This window comes from Mesorhizobium sp. M5C.F.Ca.IN.020.32.2.1 (assembly GCF_004023105.1).
Lineage (GTDB): Bacteria > Pseudomonadota > Alphaproteobacteria > Rhizobiales > Rhizobiaceae > Mesorhizobium > Mesorhizobium wenxiniae.
The window spans coordinates 1-7,048 of the sequence record NZ_RZSX01000276.1 but is presented as its reverse complement, the minus strand read 5'-3'; the positions used below and the strand labels follow the sequence as shown (position 1 = coordinate 7,048).

Here is a 7,048-nt window from a genome sequence, read left to right as displayed (position 1 = left end):
GGACCATCCCTGCGGCTGGCTTGTCGACCTATGGGCGGGTCCGGCCGCCCGAAACCCTCGCCATCAGCTTTTTTCCCCGCCGCCTGCGGCGGCTTCCTCGCGCCGCTTCGCTCACAAAAAAGCTGCCCGCTCGGATCCTTCGCTGTCGCTGCGGCCCTGTCGGATTCAGGCGGTCCTGACGCGCCCATTACGGTGCGCCATCGCAGGGGATGGTCCCCGGCGAAACCACAAAAGGAGACTTCGAAATGACCGCGATCGGTTACGTCAACAAGCAGGAAAACGGCGCCTACAAGGGCCAGCTCAAGACGCTCAGCGTCCGCGCCGACATCGATATCGTCCCCAACCAGGCCAAGAGCGCCGACAACCATCCCGACTTCCGGGTGCTTACGCAAGGAGTCGAAGTTGGCGCCGGCTGGATCCGCACCGGCGAGACTTCCGGCAAGGATTATGTGAGCCTGTCGATTGCAGCGCCGGAGTTCGGACCGCGCAAGCTCTACGCCAATCTCGGCCGCGCCGCCGGCCAGGACGATCACGACACCTACGCCATCATCTGGAACCCGGCCGACTGACCGGCCGAGATAGAGCCTCGCGCCGCAGCCCCGGCGCGGGGCTCATTCCCAGGAGTTCCACCCAAACCCCGTCCGCCCTAAAGGGCGGCGAAAACTCTCCCCCGACTCTTCGCCCGTCCCCGAGACGATCTCCCTCGCCCATCCTCGCCCTCGCTTGTCCGAAGCGAAACGAGGATCATCATGGACGACGAAAACGAACGCGCGGCCCGCGCGAAAAAGGGCAGCCCGTTTCTCAGCACAGCCCAAGCCGCCTTCTATATCGGGCTCTCCCAGCGCACGCTCGAAAAGATGCGGCTCAAGGGCGGCGGCCCGAAATTCCGCAAGCACGGCCGCTATGTCCGCTATCACATCGACGAACTCGACCATTGGTCGAAAGGACACCCGCAGCACTCCACCGCCGGCGATGGCAAGGCCGGTTCCGGCCAGGGCGGCACGGGAGGCCGTTCATGAGGCGGCGCCCTTCCATCCATCTGATCGGCAGCCGCCTGAGGCGTGTTCGAGCCCGTAAGACGGTCGCCTTGGCCGCGGCCGGTCTCGGTCTTTTGGGCTTCACGGCGCTGGGAAAGCCCACCCCTTGGCTGGTCTGGAACGCCTCGGCCAGCGCGCCGATCGGCCTTTACCGCATCGCTGCGGGAGCGCTGGCGCGTGGCGATCTCGTGCTCGTGCGCCCGCCTGAATACGCGGCGTATCTCGCCGCCGAGCGCAGCTATCTGCCTCGCAATGTGCCGCTGGCAAAACGTCTTGCAGCGCTGCCGGACGATAATGTCTGCGCCTTCAATGACGCCATCATCATCGGCGGCGACATCGTCGCGCGCCGGCTCAAAATCGACGCCGAAGGCCGACCTTTGCCATGGTGGAACGGCTGCCGAGCGCTCGGGGATAACGAGGTTTTCCTGCTCGGCAGCGACAAAAACCGCTCCTTCGACAGCCGCTATTTCGGGCCTGTTCCCACTCAAAATGTCATCGGGAGGCTCGTACCGCTATGGACCGAGTGACCCTCCTCTTGTTGGGCATGATCGCCATTGCGCCATGCGCCTGTTCCGCCTCGACCGGCGCTGAGCCGGTCGCCATCTCCCAAAGTCCGCAGCTGCGAAAGTGGCAGACGTTGGTATCGGAAGCAAGCCGGCGCTTCCATATTCCCCAAGCCTGGATCTATGCCGTCATGGCTGCCGAAAGCGGCGGCAAGACAATGCGCGGCGGCCGCCCCATCACCTCCCCCGCTGGCGCCATGGGCCTCATGCAGGTGATGCCCGGCACCTATGAGGAGATGCGGGTCGAACACGGCCTTGGGCCTAACCCCCACGATCCGCGCGACAATATCCTGGCCGGCACGGCCTATCTCAGCGCCATGTATGACCGCTTCGGATTTCCTGGCCTGTTTGGCGCCTACAATGCCGGTCCCGAGCGCTACGACGAGCATTTGAAGCGTGGCAAACCGCTGCCAGAAGAGACCGTCGAGTACCTCGACCAACTCAAGGCGGCCGGAGTTTCGGCGGCCGACATCGAGGCGTTCGAAAGCCAATCTGTCGCTCCAAAGGCGCAAATCGCTCCTCTCGGACGGTCGCTGTTCTTCATTCATGACGGTGTTCACTCAGGCGTGCGAAACGGCGATCTCTTCGTGCCGCTCGGCAAGGACGGCGCGCAGCCGAAGGAGCCGGTGCGTTAGCCATGGGCGGACGGGGGCGCGTCTGGCGGGGCTGGGCGCGTAAGGCAAGATAAAGGTACCGCCTCCAGGAGGCGGTTAAATCTTTGTCTGCACATCGTTTTTCCAGGAGGCTGCCGCCGGTGCCAAGAGGGTTGGACGTGTAAGTGTCTGATTTTGCTTGATATGTCTGGGAGGCTCGCATGAAGGATGACGAGTTCAGGCCGAAGCTCGGCAAAATCGGGTCGCGCGGCTCGAAGGCAGGCAAACGCTATGCCGGTCAAGTCCGGGCAGCCGTCAACCGAGCCGGCGGCCAGCCCCAGCCCGGCGGTCGCTTCACGGGCAGCCGGACAGGGCGCGGCGGGGCGGCTGCGGCGCTGCTGAAATCGCGCGACCGGTATGCCGCCTTCCGCCAGCGCCGGGTGATCGTCAAGGCGCGGATCGTCAAGCTCGCCGGCAAGGGCGCGGACGGGGCGCGTGCCCATCTACGCTATCTTCAGCGCGACGGCGTCACCCGAGAAGGTGCGCCTGGCGAGCTCTACGGCGCCGACAGCGACCGCGTCGACGGCAAGGCGTTCATCGATCGCGCGGACGGCGACCGCCACCAATTCCGCTTCATCGTCGCTGCCGAAGACGGCATCGAGTATGAAGACCTGAAGGCGCTGACGCGGCGGCTCATGGCGCAGATGCAGGAAGACCTCGGCACGAAGCTCGACTGGGTCGCGGTTGATCATTTCAACACCGGCCACCCGCACAGCCACATCATCGTCCGAGGCAGGGACGACCGTGGCGAGAACCTGGTCATCGCGCGCGAATATATCTCATCTGGCATCCGCGAGCGGGCGGCCGAGCTGGTCAGCCTCGATCTCGGTCCGCGAACCGACCGCGAGATTGAGCTTCGCCTGCGCCGGGAAATGGAGCAGGAACGCTTCACCAGCATCGACCGTCGGCTGCTCAGCATGCGTGATGATGACGGGCTGGTCTCGCCGGGCGGTCCCGACGCCATTCGCCAGACGCTGCACCAGGGACGGCTGCGCAAGCTCGAGCGGATGGGTCTGGCCGCGGAGGTCGGCGCTGGCTCCTGGCGCCTCGACGATGAGCTCGAAGCCACGCTGCGCCGCACCGGCGAACGCGGCGACATCATCAAGACCATCCACCGCGAACTGGCCGGCAAGGGGCTTGCACGCAGTGCCGCCGACTGGGTGATCCACGATCGAGCCGGCGAGCCCGTCCAGTCTCTCGTCGGTCGCGTTGTCGCGCGTGGACTGGCCGACGAGATCAATGACCGCCACTACATGATCGTCGACGCCGTCGACGGTAAGAGCCATTGGATCGACATCGGTAGAGGCGAGGCGATGGAAACGATGCCTAATGGCTGCATCGTGCGTGTCGCGCCAAGGAACACCGAGCCGAGGCGGGTCGATCGTACCATCGCCGAAATCGCCGCCGCGAATGGCGGCCGTTACGACGTCGATATCCACCTGAAGCATGACCCATCCGCCACCGAGAGCTTTGCGCGAACGCATGTGCGGCGGCTGGAGGCGATCCGCCGCGCGACCGGCGGCGTTGAGCGAGAGCCGAACGGCACCTGGCTCATCGCGCCGGACCATCTCGATCGCGTCGCGAATTATGAGGGCCAGCGGGCCAGGGCCGAGCCTTTCGTTGTCGACAAGCTCTCCTCAATGGCGCTGGAGCGACAGGTCAGCTTCAACGGCGCCACCTGGCTCGACCGGGAGCTGGTTGCCGATAGACCCGAGCCTTTGCACGGATCCGGCTTCGGCTGCGACGTGAGAGAGGCGCAAGCTCGCCGGCGGGAGTGGCTGATCGCGCAAGGCCACGCGCATGAAGAACAGGATCGGATCGTCTATCGAGCCAACATGCTTTCGATCCTGCGCCAGCGAGAACTGAACCGTGTTGCTGGCCAACTGTCGGAGGAACTTGGCCTGCCCTATGCCGAAGCGCGATCCGGAGGACGAGTAGAGGGTACGCTCCGCCGCTCCGTCGAGCTTGCCAGCGGAAAATATGCCGTCGTTGAGAAGTCGCGCGAGTTCACGCTGGTGCCATGGCGGCCGGTGCTTGAGCGCCATGTGGGCAAGGAGGTCTCCGGTGTCGTGAGTGGGGAGGGGATTTCATGGACCGTCGGCCGGCAAAGGAGCGGACCTGGTGTTTCGTGAGATGGTGTACAGCTTTTTTAGCCAGCGGCGCGGGCAGCCATGCGAGCCCGCGTAGACCTTATGGCCGCACGCCCGCAATCGGTCGCATGGACCTGCCAGGCGGGGCGGCTTTGGAGCGTTCGGACCCGACACGCTGCGTGAGTGGCCAGACTTCGAGCGCTCGAAGATGCGGACTGTTGTCTGCTGGCCGGCGTTATTCCGGCTGGCCTATGACCGCGGCGCAACAGTTCACCGCTGAAGTTGCCACGGGCGAACATCGACAAGAGAAAAAACACCATTGCGCGATACAAATCGCCGTTGAAAGCGTTTAGGTTGCATGCGCTTCGCCAAGTAAACGGATACCCCAGAAGAGAGCCATGACCACGGCCCGCCATATCGTGACGCTGCTTAAAAGCCACTTTGCCGGCGACGAGGATCGTTTCCTCTCTATCGCGATGCAGCTTGCTGCGCATGAGGCACGTCAAGGCCATGGCAAGCTTGCTCAGGAGCTCAAGGATCTGGTCGACGCAGCCAAGAGCAGGGACGCCCGGATTGCCAAGAGCAGTCGGCCGGTTCCCCTTTTTCAGCCAAAGGGCGAGCTCGCAGGGCTCCTGCATGTGCGCTATCCGGACCTGCGACTGACCGACATGATTTTGCCGGACAGTCTGCGCTCGCGCCTGCACCGCGTGCTGGGAGAGCAGCGCCAACAAGCAAGCTTGCGCGAGCACGGGCTTGTTCCCCGTCGCAAACTGCTTCTGGTCGGCCCGCCAGGATCAGGCAAGACGATGACCGCATCGGCATTGGCCGGGGAGCTTCATCTGCCCCTTTTCACGATCGTCCTCGATGGTTTGATCACCAAGTTCATGGGAGAGACTGCCGGAAAGCTGCGGCTTGTTTTTGATGCAATGCAGGCGACGCGGGGCGTCTACTTCTTTGACGAATTCGATGCCATCGGCGCGCGTCGAGGCGAACGCCAGGATGTTGGCGAGATTCGGCGCGTGCTGAATTCGTTTCTGCAGTTTCTCGAGCAAGACGACAGCCACAGCCTGATTATTGCGGCAACAAATCATCCCGAGCTGCTCGACAGAGCTTTGTTCCGCCGTTTCGACGATGTCATCGAATACGCCGTGCCCGATCGGCCGATTATCGAGGCGCTGCTTCGGGCTCGACTCGACCGCTTCGACACCAGAGGGCTTGCCTGGAACGAGGCGATCTCTCAGGCAGAGAGACTGTCGCAGGCCGAGATCACCCGCGCGGCCGACGACGCTGCAAAAACCATCATATTGCGGGGGGGGGCGGATCACCTCGGAAGCGCTCATCGACGCTCTGAAGGAACGCCGGCAGGCTTCGCTGTCTGAGTAGCGACAGCACAGATCATAATGGCAGACGATTTTCCGCGCGACCGCGCCCATATCCACCTTCGCAACAACGGCATTCGGGAAGCCTATCGGCGGCCCAACCAACTTATACATGCACCGCCGCTGCCGGCGCGTGATCGGGCGTCGCATGCTGCGGCCTTGACGCAATCCATCGAACAAGCGGTCGAAAGTGCACGCCAGCAGATTGCGGCGCGTGACCCCCAGCTGTCGGTCGGCACGCCTGGCTTTTATATCGAGATCGATCTGCCCATGTCCGGACGGGCGGCCCTCGACCAGTTGGCCGATCGTCGCCAGCACATGGAGCTGGTCGCCGTCCATGAGCCAACTCAACCCGGTGCTCCCATCACAGCGTCGGTGTTCCTGCCGCAAAGCGCGCAAGCCTATTATTTGCGGAAAGTCGAGGCGTATCGAGACGTTGACACTGACCGCGGCAGACCGCGCAACGAGCCGCTCGTCTCCCGCATGGAGACAGTCAGGCTGGCGACTGCACGATCGTTGTTTACCGACCACGACGACCTCTTCCCCCAGGCCGCTGACGAGCAGGTGTGGTGGGAAGTCTGGCTGCGCGACGGTCGCCGCGAGAACTTCGAGCACATTGCCGAAGCCCTGAACATCACTTTGCGCACGCATGCGGTCAGGTTTCCGGAGCGGGTGGTCATGCTGGCACTCGCCAGCACGGCAATGCTCGACCGCATGATTGCGCACAGCGATGTCGTCGCCGAGCTGCGGCGCGCGAAGGATACGCCGTCCTTCTTCATGGGCCTTGGCGGCGCGGAGCAAAGGGACTGGAGCGACGAGCTTCTCGGGCGCGTCAGACCGCCTCAACCGATATTGCGGTCTGCATTCTCGACAGCGGCGTGCGTCGCACCCACCCGTTGATCGAACCCGCACTTGCCGTTGAAGACTGGCACACCGTCAAACCGGCATGGGGCAGCGACGACACACCTGCGTGGAGCGGCCACGGGACGCGAATGGCAGGTGTCGGCCTGTACGGTGATCTGGTCCCGCTCCTGGTCGGAGGCGATCCAGTTCCATTGCCCTTTCGGCTGGAGAGTGTTCGTATCCTTCCGCCAGAAGACGAGGCAAACGATCCAGAACTCTATGGCGCGATCACCGCGGAAGCGATCGCCCGCGCCGAGGTGCAGGCGCCGGAGCGCCGCCGCGCGATCGCAATGGCTGTGACAAGCGCCAGTCCGGCGCGTGGAAGGCCCACATCGTGGTCTGCCGCTATCGACCAACTCTGTTTCGAAGAGGAACAGCGACGCTTGATCGTTCTCTCTGCCGGCAACATCGGCGATGACCTCC

7 protein-coding genes and 1 pseudogene are annotated in these 7,048 nt (G+C 63.9%); all 8 read left to right on the top strand.

All coding sequences use genetic code 11. The features are described 5' to 3' along the window. Positions 1–245: 245 nt before the first annotated feature. Positions 246–569: a DUF736 domain-containing protein gene (locus EOA86_RS15690; protein ID WP_029354915.1), complete on the top strand. Its 324-nt coding sequence runs from the start codon at positions 246–248 to the stop codon at positions 567–569. A gap of 180 nt (positions 570–749) precedes the next feature. Beyond that, entirely contained in the window at positions 750–1,019 is a 270-nt protein-coding gene (locus EOA86_RS15685) for a helix-turn-helix domain-containing protein (protein WP_029354917.1), read from the top strand. Further along, a complete protein-coding gene (locus EOA86_RS15680; protein WP_029354919.1) occupies positions 1,016–1,564 on the top strand; it encodes a S26 family signal peptidase in 549 nt (182 codons plus the stop codon). Before EOA86_RS15685 ends, EOA86_RS15680 begins: the two co-directional genes overlap by 4 nt. Further along, the gene (locus EOA86_RS15675) at positions 1,552–2,235 is read left to right on the top strand and encodes a lytic transglycosylase domain-containing protein (protein WP_024505647.1); all 684 of its coding nucleotides are present in this window, start codon (positions 1,552–1,554) and stop codon (positions 2,233–2,235) included. Before EOA86_RS15680 ends, EOA86_RS15675 begins: the two co-directional genes overlap by 13 nt. A 179-nt stretch (positions 2,236–2,414) precedes the next feature. Continuing rightward, positions 2,415–4,385 (top strand): relaxase/mobilization nuclease RlxS, encoded by a 1,971-nt coding sequence (gene rlxS, locus EOA86_RS15670; protein WP_126038545.1) that lies wholly within the window; start codon positions 2,415–2,417, stop codon positions 4,383–4,385. A gap of 356 nt (positions 4,386–4,741) precedes the next feature. Continuing rightward, positions 4,742–5,726 (top strand): annotated as a pseudogene (locus tag EOA86_RS15665) (ATP-binding protein). A gap of 17 nt (positions 5,727–5,743) precedes the next feature. Then, positions 5,744–6,622, top strand: coding sequence for a hypothetical protein (locus EOA86_RS15660; protein ID WP_245497278.1), 879 nt, complete (start codon positions 5,744–5,746; stop codon positions 6,620–6,622). Beyond that, positions 6,601–7,048: S8 family serine peptidase (locus tag EOA86_RS40305; protein WP_245497272.1), on the top strand; the 448-nt coding region annotated here is incomplete at its 3' end. The genes EOA86_RS15660 and EOA86_RS40305, both read left to right, overlap by 22 nt.

Bases quoted from the DNA above. Each gene is read 5' to 3' on its own strand.
- EOA86_RS15685 (WP_029354917.1), top strand. From the start codon at position 750: ATGGACGACGAAAACGAACGCGCGGCCCGCGCGAAAAAGGGCAGCCCG.
- EOA86_RS15675 (WP_024505647.1), top strand. From the start codon at position 1,552: ATGGACCGAGTGACCCTCCTCTTGTTGGGCATGATCGCCATTGCGCCA.
- EOA86_RS15680 (WP_029354919.1), top strand. From the start codon at position 1,016: ATGAGGCGGCGCCCTTCCATCCATCTGATCGGCAGCCGCCTGAGGCGT.
- EOA86_RS15690 (WP_029354915.1), top strand. From the start codon at position 246: ATGACCGCGATCGGTTACGTCAACAAGCAGGAAAACGGCGCCTACAAG.
- EOA86_RS15660 (WP_245497278.1), top strand. From the start codon at position 5,744: ATGGCAGACGATTTTCCGCGCGACCGCGCCCATATCCACCTTCGCAAC.
- rlxS (WP_126038545.1), top strand. From the start codon at position 2,415: ATGAAGGATGACGAGTTCAGGCCGAAGCTCGGCAAAATCGGGTCGCGC.